The 16458-nt window shown below is 60.6% G+C and carries 12 protein-coding genes; 1 reads left to right on the forward strand and 11 read right to left on the reverse strand.

The window, feature by feature from the left end:
* Nucleotides 1–28: 28 nt before the first annotated feature.
* The 3 genes from accC to ONB52_21125 all read right to left on the reverse strand — a co-directional run bounded on the left by accC (nt 29) and on the right by ONB52_21125 (nt 3656).
* Entirely contained in the window at nt 29–1558 is a 1530-nt protein-coding gene (accC, locus tag ONB52_21115; GenBank protein MDZ7418633.1) for an acetyl-CoA carboxylase biotin carboxylase subunit, read from the reverse strand.
* A gap of 126 nt (nt 1559–1684) precedes the next feature.
* Entirely contained in the window at nt 1685–2029 is a 345-nt protein-coding gene (locus ONB52_21120; GenBank protein ID MDZ7418634.1) for an STAS domain-containing protein, read from the reverse strand.
* 76 nt (nt 2030–2105) lie between these two features.
* Nucleotides 2106–3656, reverse strand: coding sequence for an acyl-CoA carboxylase subunit beta (locus ONB52_21125; GenBank protein MDZ7418635.1), 1551 nt, complete (start codon nt 3654–3656; stop codon nt 2106–2108).
* 480 nt (nt 3657–4136) lie between these two features.
* Here ONB52_21125 and ONB52_21130 point away from each other — a divergent pair, with 480 nt between their 5' ends.
* A complete protein-coding gene (locus ONB52_21130) occupies nt 4137–7091 on the forward strand; it encodes a TonB-dependent receptor (GenBank protein MDZ7418636.1) in 2955 nt (984 codons plus the stop codon).
* A 136-nt stretch (nt 7092–7227) separates the two neighbouring features.
* On the opposite strand, the gene ONB52_21135 is transcribed toward ONB52_21130, so the two are convergent.
* The 8 genes from ONB52_21135 to ONB52_21170 form a co-directional block, all read right to left on the reverse strand.
* Nucleotides 7228–8094 carry an acyltransferase gene (locus ONB52_21135; protein ID MDZ7418637.1) on the reverse strand — a complete coding sequence of 289 codons (867 nt, stop codon included), beginning with the start codon at nt 8092–8094 and terminating at the stop codon, nt 7228–7230.
* 31 nt (nt 8095–8125) lie between these two features.
* A complete protein-coding gene (locus tag ONB52_21140) occupies nt 8126–8755 on the reverse strand; it encodes a Uma2 family endonuclease (protein MDZ7418638.1) in 630 nt (209 codons plus the stop codon).
* A 202-nt stretch (nt 8756–8957) separates the two neighbouring features.
* A complete protein-coding gene (locus tag ONB52_21145) occupies nt 8958–9464 on the reverse strand; it encodes a DinB family protein (protein MDZ7418639.1) in 507 nt (168 codons plus the stop codon).
* A 95-nt stretch (nt 9465–9559) separates the two neighbouring features.
* A complete protein-coding gene (gene preA / locus ONB52_21150; protein ID MDZ7418640.1) occupies nt 9560–10855 on the reverse strand; it encodes an NAD-dependent dihydropyrimidine dehydrogenase subunit PreA in 1296 nt (431 codons plus the stop codon).
* Between the two features lie 60 nt (nt 10856–10915).
* Nucleotides 10916–12262, reverse strand: coding sequence for an NAD(P)-dependent oxidoreductase (locus ONB52_21155; protein ID MDZ7418641.1), 1347 nt, complete (start codon nt 12260–12262; stop codon nt 10916–10918).
* Between the two features lie 63 nt (nt 12263–12325).
* On the reverse strand, nt 12326–13711 hold the full coding sequence (hydA, locus tag ONB52_21160; protein ID MDZ7418642.1) for a dihydropyrimidinase: 1386 nt from the start codon (nt 13709–13711) through the stop codon (nt 12326–12328).
* A 39-nt stretch (nt 13712–13750) separates the two neighbouring features.
* On the reverse strand, nt 13751–15145 hold the full coding sequence (locus tag ONB52_21165) for an aspartate aminotransferase family protein (protein MDZ7418643.1): 1395 nt from the start codon (nt 15143–15145) through the stop codon (nt 13751–13753).
* Between the two features lie 350 nt (nt 15146–15495).
* On the reverse strand, nt 15496–16275 hold the full coding sequence (locus ONB52_21170) for a T9SS type A sorting domain-containing protein (protein MDZ7418644.1): 780 nt from the start codon (nt 16273–16275) through the stop codon (nt 15496–15498).
* Nucleotides 16276–16458: the final 183 nt, after the last annotated feature.

Below are 16458 nucleotides of genomic sequence, written 5' to 3' on the forward strand. Positions count from 1 at the left end.
ATTCTCCCTCCTCACTGCCGTGGGGCATTCACCCGTGCTGCATATTCTCCCGCCAGCCGCGGCGTCTCCAATTGCTGCTCGCGGGCGGTGTGCCATTGCCCGGCGCTGCAAGCGGCGGCGCCGTTGCGGTTTCCTGCTTCAGCACGGCGGCCAGCGCCGCCGCCGCAGGCAGATCCCGCTCCGCGGCGTAACCATCGCGGTGCTGCGCCAGCAGAGCCGGTGTGAATTCGTTTTGTACAAAGTGGGTGTCGAATTCACCGGCGCGGAACCTGGGATGTTGCATCACCCACAGGCAAAAGGGGATGGTGGTTTTGACGCCGCCGATTTCATATTCCGTCAGCGCCCGGCGCATGCGCTGGATGGCCTCTTCCCGCGTGGCACCCCACGCCATGAGCTTGGCAATGAGCGGATCATAATAAACCGAAATCTCTCCGCCTTCTTCCACGCCGCTGTCCTCGCGGATGCCGAAGCCGTCCGGTTTGTGCAAATGGCGCAACCGGCCGATGGCAGGCAAAAAATTGTTTTCCGGATCCTCGGCGTAAATCCGGCATGCAATCGCATGGCCGTGGCGCTTCACCTCCGCCTGGCTCAGCGGCAACCTCTGCCCGGCCGCGATCGCGATCTGCAGGCGCACCAAATCCAGCCCGGTCACCATTTCCGTGACGGGATGCTCGACCTGCAGGCGCGTGTTCATCTCCAAAAAGTAATAGCGCCGGTGTTCGTCCACGATGAACTCGACGGTGCCGGCATTGACGTAGCCGCAGCTCTGCGCGGCGGCCACGGCGGCCTCGCCCATCTCGCGCCGCATGCCGGGATCCAGCAGGGTGGAGGGGGCTTCCTCGATCACTTTCTGATGCCGACGCTGAATCGAGCATTCCCGTTCCCCCAGGTGTATGACATTGCCGAAGCGATCGGCGAGGATTTGAAATTCGATGTGGCGCGGCTGCTCGACATATTTTTCGAGAAACACCCGGCCGTCGGCAAAAGCGGATTGCGCTTCGGAGGCGGCGGTGCGCAACAGCTCCGGCAAATCCTCGGGCCGGTGCACCAGCCGCATGCCCTTGCCGCCACCGCCGGCCGCGGCCTTGAGCAGCACGGGATAACCAATTTCTGCGGCAAGGGCGCGTGCCTGCTCGACCCCCGTCACCGGTTCGTGTGTGCCGGGCACCACCGGAACTCCCGCCGCCATCATCAACTGGCGGGCCGCCACCTTGTCGCCCATCTTGCGCATGGCCTGGGCCGGCGGGCCGATGAAAACCAAGCCCGCCGCCGCCACGGCCTCGGCGAAGGCGGCATTCTCCGAAAGAAAACCATAGCCCGGATGAATCGCTTCCGCGCCACTGGCCCTGGCCGCCGCGATGATTTTCTCCGGCACCAGATAGGATTCCCGCGCCGGTGCCGGGCCCAACAGCCGGGCTTCATCGGCCAGGCGGACATGCAGCGCCAGACGGTCCGCCTCGGAGAAGACGGCCACGGTGCCAATGCCCATTTCGCGGCAGGTGCGGATGATGCGCACCGCAATCTCGCCGCGGTTGGCAATCAGGATTTTTTTGAACATGCCGTGTTTGCTGATTGCACGAATTGTACCGCTCTCTGCTGCGGGCGAGCCGCGCTCAGCACCGCCGCCGGCTGTGGTCGGCCACCACCTGAAATGTCGCAAATCACCTGCTGCGGCTGCCCGGTGTCAGTCTTCCGCGAAGCTGGCCAGCGCCTCGGTTTCATCGTCGAAGCTCTCGATGACGTTGTCGAGCTTGGCGATTTTGATGAGGGTGAGCACACGCGGCTGCAGATTGACGATTTTCAAGCTGCCCTTGGCCGGGCGCAGTTGCCGGATGCCGAACAAAATGGCGCCCAGCCCCGAGCTGTCGGCATATTCGACGTTGGCGAGATCGAGCAGGAGGTGCTTCTCTCCGGTGTTGGCGAGTTCGACGAATTTGGTCTTGAGATCGGGCGCGACGCTAAAATCGAGCCGCTGGTCCTCCAATCTCAGGATGGTGACGCCTCGTTTTTTTTCGGACTGCAATTGCATATGCGCTTCTCGTCTTCGGCCCCGCAAAAGGGGGGACTGGTCTTGCTGCGGCCGACGGGCAGGGCCGGCGGCCGGCTTACAGGGGAATGTTGCCGTGTTTCTTTTTGGGGTTGCGGTCAACCTTGTTGGCCAGCATGTCCAGCGCGGCAATGAGCTTGGGCCGCGTCTGCGCCGGCTCGATGATGTCGTCGATATAGCCGCGCTCCGCGGCAATGTAGGGGCTGGCAAATTTCTCGCGATACTCCTCGACTTTGGCGGCGGTGGCAGCCTGGGGATCGGCAGCCTGTTCAATCTCGCGCTTGAAAATGATCTCGACCGCGCCCTGCGGCCCCATCACCGCGATTTCGGCGGAGGGCCAGGCGTAGTTGATGTCGCCGCGGATGTGCTTGGAGCTCATCACGTCATAGGCGCCGCCATAAGCCTTGCGTGTAATCACAGTGATCTTGGGCACGGTGGCTTCGCAATAGGCGTACAGCAGTTTCGCGCCATGCTTGATAATGCCGCGCCATTCCTGATCCGTGCCCGGCAGAAAACCCGGCACGTCCACCAGCGTGATCAGGGGAATGTTGAAGGCATCGCAAAAGCGCACGAAACGTGCCGCCTTGCTCGAAGAGTCGATGTCGAGCACCCCGGCGAGCACCGCGGGTTGATTGGCCACGAAACCCACCGGCTTGCCGGCCAGGCGCGCGAAACCGACCACGATGTTTTGCGCGTAGCGTTCGTGCACTTCCATGAAATCGCCGTCATCCACCACCCGCAGGATGACGTCCTTGATGTCATAGGGCTTGTTGGGATTCTCCGGGACGATGGTGTTGAGCATCTCGTCCTGGCGTTGCGGGCTGTCGCTGCTGGGCCGCAGGGGCGGGTCTTCACAGTTGTTCAGCGGCAGAAAGCCGAGCAGCCGGCGGATGCTTTGCATGCAACTCACTTCATCCGGCGCAAGAAAATGCGCCACCCCGCTTTTGGTGGCATGTGTTTCCGCCCCGCCCAGCTCTTCAAAGGTGACATCCTCGTGGGTGACGGTCTTGACCACGTTGGGGCCGGTGACGAACATGTAGCTGATGTTCGGCACCATGAAAATGAAATCACAGATGGCGGGTGAATAGACCGCACCGCCGGCACATGGCCCAAGGATCGCTGCGATTTGCGGCACGACGCCGCTGGCGAGCGTGTTGCGCAGAAAAATATCGGCGTAGGCGCCCAGGCTCACCACCCCCTCCTGAATGCGCGCGCCTCCCGAGTCATTCAGCCCGATGATCGGCGCACCGTTCTTCATGGCCATGTCCATGATCTTGCAGATTTTCGCGCCATGCGCTTCGGACAGGGAGCCGCCCAGCACGGTGAAATCCTGAGAGAAGACATAAACCAGCCGGCCGTCGATGCGGCCGTATCCGGTGACCACCCCATCACCCAGGAATTTTTGTCTCTCCAGGCCAAAATCATGGCTGCGATGCTGTACCAGCATGTCCAGCTCGTGGAAGCTGTTCTCATCCAGCAGCAACTCAAGACGTTCGCGCGCCGTGAGCTTGCCCTTTTGATGTTGTTGGTGAATACGCTTCTCGCCGCCGCCGGCGAGTGCTTTTTGTTTTAATTCGCGAAGGTGTTTGATCTTGTCGGGAGAAGCCATGATGCGATCATTTATGGAGGCGCACTGCCGGTCTCAGTTAGCACCTGCTCTCGGTTGATGATATGCGTAATTTTAGGGCACTATATAGCCAGAAAGCCCTAAAAATGCAAATTTTTTTTGGGGCTGACGCAAGGGCACTGCGGCAGCGTCCCGACAACACGACGTCTCTTCACCACAGTTGCAACAGCCGAGGAGACGGACGGTATCTCCCAAACAGGCGAACAGGCCATGTGGTCTCGTGCCGGCCGGCAGTTTTTTTGCTTGCGGCTGAAACTTGCCCTTGCTATAATTAAGCCGATTTTTTTCAACTCTGTAAACTGGCAAAGGCCAGTTCTTTGCCCGTTCTGTGATCCTGCCGTTTCCAAAACTACGATCTCTTGCTTCGGCTGCATCCATCTTCCATCACCGCCGCCACCGACGAGTTTCATTTGCCGGTGCGGCACGCTGTCCGTTAAAACTAAATTCCACGGGAGGAAAGGTATGGTACAACGACGAGTGCTCTCGACGTTGGTGCGGCTCCTGTTTGCCGGAACACTTCTGCTTGTGCCGGCGATGGTGTTGGCGCAGACCGCCACGCTGCGGGGAACGGTAACCGACGCAGAGAGCAAAGAAAAGCTGCCGGGTGCCAGCGTGGTGGTGACGGCACCGGGGATGTCGCCGACCGGTGCGGCGGCTGACGCTTCCGGCAACTTCCAGGTGTCGAATCTGCCAGCCGGCACCTATACTGTCTCTGTTTCTTTCATCGGCTATGAAAAGAAAGTGATTGGGAATGTCACTTTGGCAGCCGGGGAAACCAGGACACTCGACATCGAGGTTGTGCCTTCCGGCATCTCTTTAAATCCGGTCATCATCTCGGCCTCACGGCGCCAGGAGAAAGCGCTTGATGCTCCCGCAGCGGTTTCCGTCCTGGAAGCCACGCAGATCCGTGGCCGTGCGACCACCACTCCGACTGATTACATGCGGGGTCTGCCGGCAGTCGACATCTCCACCAACGGTATTGCACAAAGCAACGTTGTCGTGCGCGGCTTCAACAATATCTTTTCCGGCTCGTTGCTGTCGTTGGTGGACAACCGCTATGCCAATGTTCCTTCGCTGCGTCTCAACGCCTACAATTTCATCCCGACCTCGACCGAGGATATTGCCCGCATTGAGGTCGTCTCCGGCCCCGGTTCAGCGCTGTATGGCCCCAACAGTGCCAGCGGTGTGATGCACATCATTACCCGTTCGCCCTTTGAGTCCAAGGGCACGACCTTCAGCATTGGCGGCGGCGGCCGGGATTTTTTCAACATCTCCCAACGCGAGCCCCAGGGCGGCCGCAACATTTACATGACTTCGATGCGTCACGCCGGTGTTTTGGGCGACAAGCTGGGCTACAAACTCTCGGCGCAATATTATCAGGGCCAGGATTGGGTCAACTATGACCCGGCCGAGCCGCCCACCATCACGCCCTATCGCCAAACCACCAGCGGCAATGTGCCGGTCAGCGGCCCCATCCCGAACAAGCGCGATTTTGATGTGGAGAAAATTGCGGCGGAAGCCCGGCTGGATTATCGCCTGAGCAATGACGCCACCGTCATTTTCAGCGGGGGCTACAATCGCGCCACCAATCTGGAGTATACCGGCATCGGCGCCGGCCAGGCCAAAAACTGGACCTATTCTTATGCGCAAGCCCGCTTCCTCTACAAGAACCTCTTTATCCAGGGCTTCATGAATCAAAGCGATGCCGGTGATACCTACCTGCTGCGCGACGGCGCTTTGATTGTGGACAATTCCAAGCTCTTTGCCGCCCAGATTCAACACAGTGCGACCCTCGGCACGCGCCAGCGCTTCACCTACGGCGCGGATGCCATTCTCACGCGCCCCGACACGGACAACACCATCAACGGCCGCAATGAGAACAACGACAACATCAACGAGCTGGGCGCTTATCTGCAATCAGAAACCAAACTCTCCAACCAGTTCGATGTGTTGCTCGCCGCCCGCATCGATGACCACAACCGCATCAAGGACCCGGTGTTCTCGCCCCGGGCCGCGCTGGTGTACAAACCCAATCTCTCCCACACCCTGCGCGCCACCTACAATCGCGCCTTCAGCACGCCCTCGAGCCTGAACCTCTTTCTCGATATTTCGGCGGGGCAGGATATCTTCCGTTTTCGCCAACTCGGTCTGCAGTCCTCGTTTCCGTTCGACATCACCACCGGTGCGCGCACCCAGGGCGTGCCGGAAACCGGCTTCAGTTTCAGCCGCAGCGCCAATGGCTTGCCGCGCTTCCGCTCGCCGTTTGCACCGCTGGCAGGTCTAACCCGGGATAGCTACATTGATCTCAACAATCCCCAGTTCACCAACGTGATGTGGAACGTGGGGCGTGGTGCCGTCCTCGCCCAGCTTGTACCGCAATTCCGCGGCCTGCTCGCCGCCCAGGGGCTGCCGCCCGCGGCCATTGACGCCATCACCCAGCAATTCCTCAGCATCGTGCCGCAACAGGTTTCCGGCGTCAACAACATCATGCGGGTGATCGATCCCACCACCCGCCAGTCGCTCGTGGTGCAGAATGTGGTGGATGTCAAACCCATCAAGGAAACGACCACGGAAACCTTTGAGCTGGGCTACAAAGGCGTGATCAATGAGAAACTGGTGGTGGGCGTGGATGTTTATCACTCCCGTATCAAAAACTTCGTCGGACCGCTGAACAACGAAACGCCCAATGTGTTCCTCGATCCTGCGACGTTGGGTGCGAATCTGGGACAGCAGTTCGGCGCGGCGCTCGCCAATCCCGCCAACGCCCAGCTTGCAGCGGTGCTGGCGGCGCTCGACAACCCGGCGTTGGGCTTGGGCGGCAATGGCAACGGCACGCCGGTGGACGAGCTGGCCACCATCTTCACCAGAGGCGCGGCGCAGATTCCCTACGGCACAGCGACCCCGAAGGAAGCCTTCGACCCGGTGGCGATTCTGCTCACCTACCGTAATTTTGGCAAGGTCAGCCTCAACGGCGTGGATTTCAACTTCGCCTACTATGCCTCACCGCAATGGGTATTGGCCGGCAACTACTCCTTCGTCACCAAGAGTGGGCTGAACTTTTTCAAGAGGCCCAATCGCGTCATCTATCGCAATCTCGATGGCGTCACCGACATTGCACTCAATGCGCCCGGCAACAAGGCGACGCTCGCGGTGCAGTACCGTTCCGCCCAGCGCGGCTATGACACAGAATTGCGCGCCCGTTATGTCGAGGGCTTCCCCATGGATTCCGGCGTGTTCGTGGGTGAGGTGCAAACCTACACCGTGATGGATTTCAACTTTGGCTACGATCTGCCCTTCGCACGCGGCACGCGCTTCTCGCTCAACGTGCAGAACCTGCTCGACAAGGAGCATCGTGAGTTCATCGGTGCTCCCATCCTTGGCCGCTTGATTCTAAGCCGCCTGACCTACAGTTTCTAATCACCGCGCCGCCGGTTTGCCGGCGTGCTGGTAAGCCGGCGCCGGAAAATGACAAGCCCTGTGCGCCCCACCCGGACGCACAGGGCTTTTTGTTTTGGGGAAAAGTGCTGCCGGCAGGCCGGCGCTCCGGCTCCCGCTACTCCAGCAGCCGGCCGTAACTTTCCGGCCGGCGGTCGCGGAAAAACTGCCAGACGTTGCGCACCTCCCGGATTTGATCGAGATCGAGATCCGCCACGATCACTTCATCCTGATCGCGGCTGCCCTGCGCGATGATTTGCCCGCGCGGGTCGCAGAAATAACTCGAGCCGTAAAACTCGCCGATGTCCCACGGCTTCTCGTGCCCGACACGATTGATGGCGCCGACGAAGTATTGATTGGCGACCGCATGCGCGGGCTGCTCGAGCTTCCATAAATATTCCGAGAGGCCGGCCACGGTGGCGGAAGGATTGAACACGATCTCCGCACCGTTCAGGCCGAGCACACGCGCGCCCTCCGGGAAGTGACGATCATAGCAGATGTAGACCCCGATCCTGGCGACGCGGGTGGTGAAAACCGGGTAGCCGAGATTGCCGGGCTTGAAATAGAATTTCTCCCAAAAGCCCGGATGACAGTGGGGAATGTGATTCTTGCGGTATTTGCCGAGATAGGCGCCGGTTTCGTCGAGCACGGCGGCGGTGTTGTAGAACACGCCGGTCATGTCTTCCTCGTAAATCGGCACCACCATGATCATCTTGTGTCGCGCGGCCAGCTCGCGCATCAGTCTGATGGTCGGACCGTCGGGGATCGGCTCCGCCATCTGATACCAGCGCGTTTGCTCCTCCGCGCAGAAGTAGGGGCCGAAAAAGATTTCCTGCAGACACAACACCTGCACACCCTTGCCGGCGGCCTGTGCGATCAGGGCCACGTGTTTGTCGATCATGGCTTGTTTCAGCTTGTCCAGCGGTGAATCAGCCGGCAGGGGCAACGAGGCCTGAATCAAGCCGGCGCGAACGATGCGGGCCATGGTTGACCTTTCATCATTATTTTCAGAAGGATCATTCGCCACGCAGTTTTTTTAGTTCCTCGCGCAGACGCGCCAATTCCCCTTCCGCCGCGCGACGTTCACGGGCTTCGTGTTCCGCACGGGCCTCCGCTTCACGGCGTGCGGCTTCCGCCTCCGTGGGGGTCAGCAAGCGCTTGCCGGTTTTGCGGTCGTACAGCCGCAAAGTATTCTGCTCGACGCGCAATTCCAAACCCAGCACCTCGCTGTTGATCCGGCTTCCCATCAACGGCACATAGTCGCCCTGTTCCAGGCGAAAACCGCGCAGGGGCGGCCGCATGGTTTCCTGCAGGGGATCGAAGATGAAATATTCGCGCACGCCGAGCGTGGCATAGATGTAACGCTTGTCGCCGAGATCATTGACCTTGGTTTCATCCGAGGTCAGTTCGATCACGACATCCGGCGCCTTGCCCTCCGCCTCCAGTTTGTAGATGCGGCGCTCTTTTTTTTCGATGCCAAACACGACGAGAATGTCGGGCGAAACGCTTCGCCGGATGCCCTTTTCATCGAGATAGTAGAGAAAAATGTTGCCGCTGACATAAACCCGCGGCTGCTCGCGGAAATGCTCTTCGAGGGCATGGAGCAAGTCCAGCATGAGGCGGCGATGCACATCGGTCTCAGCCATGGGCCTCCCATCGGATGCGGGAAGGTATTCCTCCGGGTGAGGACGCTCCGGCGAAAGGATCGGGGTGGTTGTCATGGACATGCTGTTCACCTCACAATTTTCACGGCAGCCTGAAAATAGGCATCTGCTGCTGCAAATGCAAGGCTGCCGGCGGACACCCTGCGATGACAGCGCCATCGCCCCCGGCCGGGCCGGGCCGGAATCATTTCACCCCCAGCAAAGAATCGCCGATCACGTGCGTGGCCGCCTCCCATTCTTTGAGCGGCGCCGGCCAACTGCGATCCTGCGCCCGCCGCAGATAGACGATCTGCGCGAGATGATACAAATCATGCTGGGCGATGTGCAGCGCGGCCACGCCCGGCTTCTCGCGATCTTTGCCGTCCAGCGAAACACGCTCGCGCAGCAGTTCATCATCGTTCTCACAGGCCGCGACGACCTCGCGAACCTGGCGGTGGCTTTGCTGCAGGCCTGCCGCCAGTTCCTCCGCACCTCCGGTTGGAACGTCAGCCACCCATGGTTCAATCCCCAGGCGCCGGAGAAACCAGGCATTCACCCGCACGAGATGGCGGCAAATCTCACCGAGGCTGCGCGATTCAGCGGCCGGCTTCCAACGCAGTTGCTCGAGCGGAATGTCCTGCAACACCAGCAGCAGCGGTTGCTCACAAGCCTGCAGGACCTCCAATGTCATTGCGATTTTGCTGCGATTCATTTCTGCTCCGCATGTTTCCGTTGCGATTCTCCCCCGGCTTCCCTGTGCGCACCACCCACTGCCAAAATCCCTGTCAGGCAAACACCCCGGGCGCGTCACACATGTGCCGGCGGCGCGATCGGCGCAATCCGGCCCTCGGCCAGCAGTTTTTGATACTGATTCCACGACATCACGGGTTTGTCGCCACTGCGCTCCTGCATGGTGATACAGCCCTCGACCGGACAAACGAGCATGCACATGTTGCAGCCCACACATTTGTCCGCGATCACTTCATAATGGTTCGTGCCATTGCGCTTTTCCATGCGAATGCTTTGATGGCAGCCGTCTTCACAGGCGATGTAGCACAACCCGCAATGAATGCAGAGGCGCTGATCGATCTGCGCCGTGATGGCGTAATTGAGATCGAGATTGCCCCAGTCGGTGACGCGGGGCAGCGACTTGCCGATGAAATCCCGCGTGCTGGTGAAACCTTTCTCCCGCATCCAGTTTGCCATGCCCTCGATCATGCCCGCGACGATGCGAAAGCCGTAGTGCATCACCGCGGTGCAGACCTGCACGCTGGTGGCGCCCAGCAGCATGAATTCCACCGCGTCACTCCAGCTCTGAATGCCGCCGATGCCGCTGAGCGGCACGCGTCGCGGCGCCTGCTCATCGGCGGCGACCTGATGCACCATGTTGAGCGCGATCGGTTTCACTGCCGGGCCGCAATAGCCGCCGTGCGAGGACTGTCCGCGCACCGCCGGCCGCGGCACGAAGGTGTCGAGATCGATGCCGGTGATGGAATTGATGGTGTTGATCAGCGACAGGGCATCGGCGCCGCCGCGCACCGCAGCGCGCGCGATGTAGCGGATGTCCGTGACATTGGGGGTGAGTTTGACCATCACCGGCGTGGTCGCCACCTCCTTCACCCATTCGGTGATTTGACAGGCATATTCCGGCACCTGCCCGACGGCCGAGCCCATGCCGCGCTCACTCATGCCATGCGGGCAGCCGAAATTGAGTTCCAACCCGTCGCAACCCGTGTCCTCGGTGCGCTTGACGATGTCATGCCAGGCCTCGCGTTTCGACTCCACCATGAGCGACACCAGCAGGGCATGGTTGGGATAGCGCTTCTTGATGTCTGCAATCTCGCGCAGATTGTCTGCCAGCGGCCGGTCGGTGATCAGCTCGATGTTGTTCAGCCCCATCACCCGCTGGTTGGCGTAATGCACTGCGGAATAGCGGCTGCTGACGTTGACGATGGGCTCGCCGATGGTTTTCCACACCGCGCCGCCCCAGCCCGCGTCGAAGGCACGCGCCACTTGATAGGCGCTGTTGGTGGGCGGCGCCGAGGCCAGCCAAAACGGATTGGGCGATTTGATGCCGCAGAACTCAATGGAAAGATCAGGCATGAGTGTCCCTCATTTTGTGCAAAGGCCGTGGGGAAGATTGACGCCGTCAGCGCCGGGGCATCAGTGCGCCGGCTGCCGGGAATTCAGATACTGCAGGATGCCATGGGCGGCAATCTTGCCCATCTGCACGGCATCCACCACCTCTCTGCCGCCGTTGACACAGTCGCCGCCGGCGAACAAGCCCGGCACCGAAGTCGCGCCCGTGGCGGAATCCACAACCACACGCTTGCCCGCCATTTCAAGATTGGGGATCGTGCGGTAGAGGTCGTAAAGCGCATCCTGACCGAGCGCCGCCACAACCATGTCGCAGGCAAGGGTGTGCAGCGTGCCGGGGATTTCCTGCAGGCGTTCTCCTTTGGCACCGGGTTGAACCTTGACGCACTCCACCCCGGTCACTTGGCCATTCGCGCCCACGATGCGCCTGGGCAGCGTATGCCAGCGGAACTGCACCCCGTCGGATTTTGCCAGCTCGTATTCGTAGGCAAAGGCCGGCATTTCCGCCTCGCCGCGACGATAAACGATCGTGACCTGCTCCGCACCCAGCCGGCGGGCGGCCGTGGCCACGTCAATCGCGGTGTTGCCCGCGCCGATCACCACCACGTTTTCTCCCACCACACACTCCTCGAGACGGCGCAAGCGTGTCGACATGATGAAATCCAATGCTTCAAACGAACCGCTCAGGTCTTCGCCTTCGATCCCCAGGCTGGCGGTTTTGCCCAGTCCCACGCCCAGAAACACGGCATCGTATTCCTGCAGCAACCGGCTCACCGGCAAATCCCTGCCCACCGGCGTGTTGAAATGAATGGGAATGCCGATCTGCCGCACATACTCGACTTCGGCGAGTGCAAACTCGGTGTTGACCTTGTAGGCGGCAATTCCGCTGGTGTTGAGGCCGCCGGCGTATTCACTGGCCTCATAAACCACGGCTTGGATGCCGAGTTTGACCAGCTCGTGGGCGCAGGACAAACCTGCCGGCCCGGCACCGATCACCGCGACCTTTTTGCCGAGTGGCTGGCCGGCGGTGAAGAAGTGCAGCCTGCGCTCCATCACATAATCGGTGGCATAGCGCTGCAACCGCCCGATTTGAATCGGTTTGTCATTGAGCTGGTTCAGCACACAAGCGCCCTCGCACAGCACCGCGGTCGGGCAGGCGCGCGCGCAGGTGCCGCCGAAAATATTCGCCGACAGAATTGTGTGACCCGCGCCGGCCACGTGGCGTTCGAGAATCTGGCGGATGAATTTCGGCACCTCGATGCCGGTGGGGCAGGCGCGCGTGCAGGGCGCATCGTAGCAAAACAGGCAGCGCGCGGCTTCCAACAGGGCTTCATTGTGTGTGTAGCGGGGCGCGAGATCGGCAAAGTTTTGCGCGAGTTGTTCTGCATTCAAGCGCGTGGGGTGCAGGCTCATAATCGCCTTTCCGTGTCGGGTGAAGGGATGGTCGAAATCACGTTCACAAAGCCGGTGAGCAAATCACAGGCCGTAGGGCTTGCGCGGCAGGAAGCGCCCGGCGCCGCGCTCAACGCGCAAATCACCCTCCTTGTAGACCAGCTTGCCGCCGGCAATGACGTGAATGGGATTGCCTTTTACCGTCATGCCCTCGAAGATGCTGCGGTCCACCCGCTGATGATGCGTACTGGCGCTGATGGTGCGCTCCTTGTTCGGATCAAAAATCACCAGATCGGCATCCGAGTCCACGGCGATCGTGCCCTTGCGCGGGTAGAGTCCGAAAATGCGGCAGGCATTGGTGGTGAAAAGATTGACGAATTCATTGGGTGAGAGGCGCCCGCCGTTCACACCATGATGCCACAGCAAACTCATGCGATCCTCGATTGCCGGACAGCCGTTGGGAATCAGGGTGAAATTGTCTTTGCCCATCGCCTTTTGCTGCATGGTGAAGGGGCAATGATCGGTGCCGGTGGCTTGAATCATGCCGGCCTTGATGCCGTCCCACAAGGCGGCGGGATTTCCCGCGGGGCGGAACGGCGGACTCATGACATAAGCCGCGGCCTCGAAACCGGGTTTGCGATAAACCTCGTCGTCGAGCACGAGGTGATTGATCAGCGACTCGGCATACACGTGGCGCTGACCGCGCAAGCGGGCGGCGATCACCGCGTCGAGCGCGGCCTTGCACGACAAATGCACAATGTAAACCGGCACGCCCACCACCTCCGCAATGCGGATCACGCGATTGGTGGCCTCGCCCTCCACCTCCGGCGGCCGCGAGACCGCGTGATATTCCGGCCCGCTTTTGCCCTCCGCCAGCAGCTTGCGTTGCAGGTTCCACACCAGATCACCGTTTTCCGCATGCACCGTGGCAATGCCGTTCAGCTCCTTCACCCGGCAAAAGCTGTGATAGAGCTGGTCGTCATTGAGCATGAGCGCGCCCCTGTAGGCCATGAAATGTTTGAAGCTGGTGATGCCGCGCTCGCGCACCACAATCCCCATCTCCGCGGCGACCTGTTCGCTCCACCAGGTGATGGCCATGTGATAGGAATAATCCGCCACCGCGATTTTGGCCTTCTCGTCCCACTGCCGCAGCGCCTCGAGCAGCGACTGGTTGGCGTTGGGAATGCAAAAATCGATGATGGTGGTGACGCCGCCGCAGATGCCCGCGATGGTGCCGGATTCAAAATCATCCGCGCTCACCGTGCCCATGAAGGGCAGTGCCATGTGCACGTGGGGATCGAGGCCGCCGGGCATGACCAGCAAGCCGGTGGCATCGATCACTTCGGTGCCGGCGGGTGCTTCGAGCCGCGCGCCGATCGCGCGAATCAGGCCGCCCTCGCAATACACCTCGGCCTGGTAACGGTCGCTGCCGGTGAGGATTTCACCGCCGCGAATCAGGAGTTTTGACATGACGTTCTCCTTTCCCTGCGTTTCAGCAGGCGGTTGTGTCTACGCTGCCTCCACCTCGGCCAGCACGTGGTCCAGCGTGTCGATGAGAAAATCGGCATCGCTCAGCGTGAGGCACATCGGTGGTTTGATGCGCAGGACATTGCCGTACAAACCGCCCTTGCCGATGAGCAGGCCATTGTTCTTGGTGCGCTCCATCACTTCGGCGGTTTCGGCAGTGGCGGGTTCCTTGCTTTGGCGGTCTTTCACCAGCTCCACGCCCAGCATCAAGCCCAGACCGCGCACCTCGCCGATCAGACGGTGCTTGTCCATCAACGCGGTGAGTTTTTCTTTCAGATAATTTCCGACTCTCGCCGCATTGGCCTGCGTGCCTTCCTTGTCAATCACCTCGAGCGTCGCCAGCCCCTGCACCATTGACACCGGGTTGCCGCCAAAGGTGTTGAACCAGATTTTCTGCGACATCGCTTCGGCGATCTCGCGGCGGGTGGTGAGCGCACTCAGCGGAATACCGTTGCCGATGCCCTTGGCCATGGTGATGGCGTCCGGTGTCACGCCCCAGTTTTGAATGCCCCAGTAATGGCTGCCGGTGCGGCCGAAACCGGTTTGCACTTCATCGGCAATGAACAAGCCGCCGTACTTTTTCACAATGTCATACACGATCTTGAAGTACTCCGGCGGGGGCGTCACCGTGCCGCCCACGCCCTGGATCGGCTCGCCAATGAACGCCGCCACCCTGCCGCTGGTGTTGTGCCTGATCACGTTTTCCACGTCGCGCGCGCAGTGCAGGTCACAGGCGGGATAGGTTTTGCCGAACGGGCAGCGATAGCAATAGCCCGGCGCGACGTGATGAATGTTGCCTGCAGTTGGAATCGGATATTTCCAGGTGCTGTGGCCCACCAGGCTCATGGTGGCGAGGCCGGCGCCGTGATAGCAGTTGCGCAACGCCAGCACGTCGAGGTTGCCGGTGAACAGCCGCGCCATGGTAAGGGCGAGATCGTTGGTTTCACTGCCGGAATTGGTGAAGAAGGTGACCTTCAAGTCCGGGCTGGGCATTTTTTCCGCGAGTTTTTGGGCGAGCAGCGGCATGGCGGGGTGCAGATAGATGGTGGTGGCATGCTGCAGCTTGTCGATCTGCGCCTTGGTTTTGGCAATCACTTCGGGATGGCAATGCCCCACGCTGATGGTGACGATGCCGCCGAGCGCATCGAGATATTGCCGGCCGGTGTCGTCGTAGAGGTATTGCATGTGGCCGCGCACCAGATTGACCGGCTCGCGATAGTACATGAACACCGCCGGCGGCAGATACTCGCGCCGCAAGGCCAAAACCTGGTCGCGGTTCAATTCGTTTTCGGAAGCAAACGTTTCGGCGGGTTGGGCGCCGGGGTTGGGTTCACGCGCATGGACCTGAGCAGTGGGGGCAGCGACGGTCGCTGGCATGGCCGGCTCCTTGTGGAAGAGATCGAAACAGGCAACGGATTTTTGGGGGAAAGAGCGCTCGCGCGCAGGTGAAAAAAGTGGGGGTAAAATACAAAACCGGTGATGGAAATGCAAGAGGGGCGAGGCCGGCTGGCAGCCTGCCTGCATTGACAGGCGATTGTCACCCGGCAAATATCTTGTGACAAGCAAGGGCGCTGTTGAGTTGGGACAAGATTCGCTTGTGAATGGCAAGCTCCTGCTGCCTGAGCGGCTGCCGCATGATGTTGGGCGCAAAAACAGCCGCGGCCATCGCACGATGACAGCGGCTGTTGCACTCTCGTCGCAGCGTTGTGCGGCTGCGGCGGCTTCCGTTACTTTTGCAAAACCATCTTGCGCACCTGAGTGTGCCGGCCGGCGGTGATTTTGTACAGGTAGATGCCGGTGGCCACCGGCCGGCCGGCCTCATCGCGGCCATCCCACCCCGCGCGGTGATAGCCCGCCGGTTGCGCTGTCTGATTCACCAGGGTGCGCACCTTGCGGCCGAGCTGGTCATAGATCACCAGCGTCACCACCGCGGCTTCGGGCAGGTTGTAGCGAATGCTGGTTTCGGGATTGAAGGGGTTGGGGAAGTTCTGCTCCAACACCAAACTCGCCGGCACCTGCCCTGCGCGCGCCGCCAGCGATTTGAGTGACGCGCTTTCCGTGCTGTTGCTGAGATCATAAACATGTCCCAAGCTCGCCACCACCTCTGCATCGCTTTTTTGATGACTCGGGTAAACTCTTAAAATCACTCTTGCCTCCTGGCGCAAACCCTCGGTGCTTACGCCCAGCAATACGCCGGCCTGATTGAAGGCCTCGTCGGAAGACAACGCCAGAGCTTGTGACGCTTTGGTCAGCGTTGCGTCGCCAATGGTTTCGACTTCAAACGTGAGCGCCAGCGGTGCTTTGCCGTCAGACAAGCTTATCGCCTTCTCGCCGGCAATGACATAAACCACCAGCAGACTTTCCGCCTCTGCCGGCAAGAGGAATTCCGCCGAAGCCAACGCTGCCCAAGCCTCGCTGGCGGTCAATTTCGCCGTATCCGCAGGCGCGGCCGCAAAGTCGACTGTCGAAAAGCTGCCGTCCGCATGCTGCACCAGAAAATTTTCCATACACAGGTTCAGCCACGCGCCGGAAACCGGCTCAACCAGACCCACCGCCCGTTGCACGTATCCACCCGGTGAACCCATCTTGAAGCTTGCCGAAGCAAGAGGTATTTTCGAACTTTTTTTAGCGCGCACTTTTGTGGCGACCAGCCGGAAATGGCAACCGAATGGCAATTCAGATAACGGCCC

It is taken from the genome of candidate division KSB1 bacterium, from assembly GCA_034506255.1.
Taxonomy (GTDB): Bacteria; Zhuqueibacterota; Zhuqueibacteria; order Zhuqueibacterales; family Zhuqueibacteraceae; genus Coneutiohabitans; species Coneutiohabitans thermophilus.

Excerpts from the sequence above, each read along its gene's own strand:
- ONB52_21165 (MDZ7418643.1), bottom strand. The coding sequence starts at position 15,145 with ATGCCAGCGACCGTCGCTGCCCCCACTGCTCAGGTCCATGCGCGTGAA.
- ONB52_21170 (MDZ7418644.1), bottom strand. The coding sequence starts at position 16,275 with ATGGAAAATTTTCTGGTGCAGCATGCGGACGGCAGCTTTTCGACAGTC.
- preA (MDZ7418640.1), bottom strand. The coding sequence starts at position 10,855 with ATGCCTGATCTTTCCATTGAGTTCTGCGGCATCAAATCGCCCAATCCG.
- hydA (MDZ7418642.1), bottom strand. The coding sequence starts at position 13,711 with ATGTCAAAACTCCTGATTCGCGGCGGTGAAATCCTCACCGGCAGCGAC.
- ONB52_21125 (MDZ7418635.1), bottom strand. The coding sequence starts at position 3,656 with ATGGCTTCTCCCGACAAGATCAAACACCTTCGCGAATTAAAACAAAAA.
- ONB52_21130 (MDZ7418636.1), top strand. The coding sequence starts at position 4,137 with ATGGTACAACGACGAGTGCTCTCGACGTTGGTGCGGCTCCTGTTTGCC.
- accC (MDZ7418633.1), bottom strand. The coding sequence starts at position 1,558 with ATGTTCAAAAAAATCCTGATTGCCAACCGCGGCGAGATTGCGGTGCGC.
- ONB52_21145 (MDZ7418639.1), bottom strand. The coding sequence starts at position 9,464 with ATGAATCGCAGCAAAATCGCAATGACATTGGAGGTCCTGCAGGCTTGT.
- ONB52_21135 (MDZ7418637.1), bottom strand. The coding sequence starts at position 8,094 with ATGGCCCGCATCGTTCGCGCCGGCTTGATTCAGGCCTCGTTGCCCCTG.
- ONB52_21140 (MDZ7418638.1), bottom strand. The coding sequence starts at position 8,755 with ATGGCTGAGACCGATGTGCATCGCCGCCTCATGCTGGACTTGCTCCAT.
- ONB52_21120 (MDZ7418634.1), bottom strand. The coding sequence starts at position 2,029 with ATGCAATTGCAGTCCGAAAAAAAACGAGGCGTCACCATCCTGAGATTG.
- ONB52_21155 (MDZ7418641.1), bottom strand. The coding sequence starts at position 12,262 with ATGAGCCTGCACCCCACGCGCTTGAATGCAGAACAACTCGCGCAAAAC.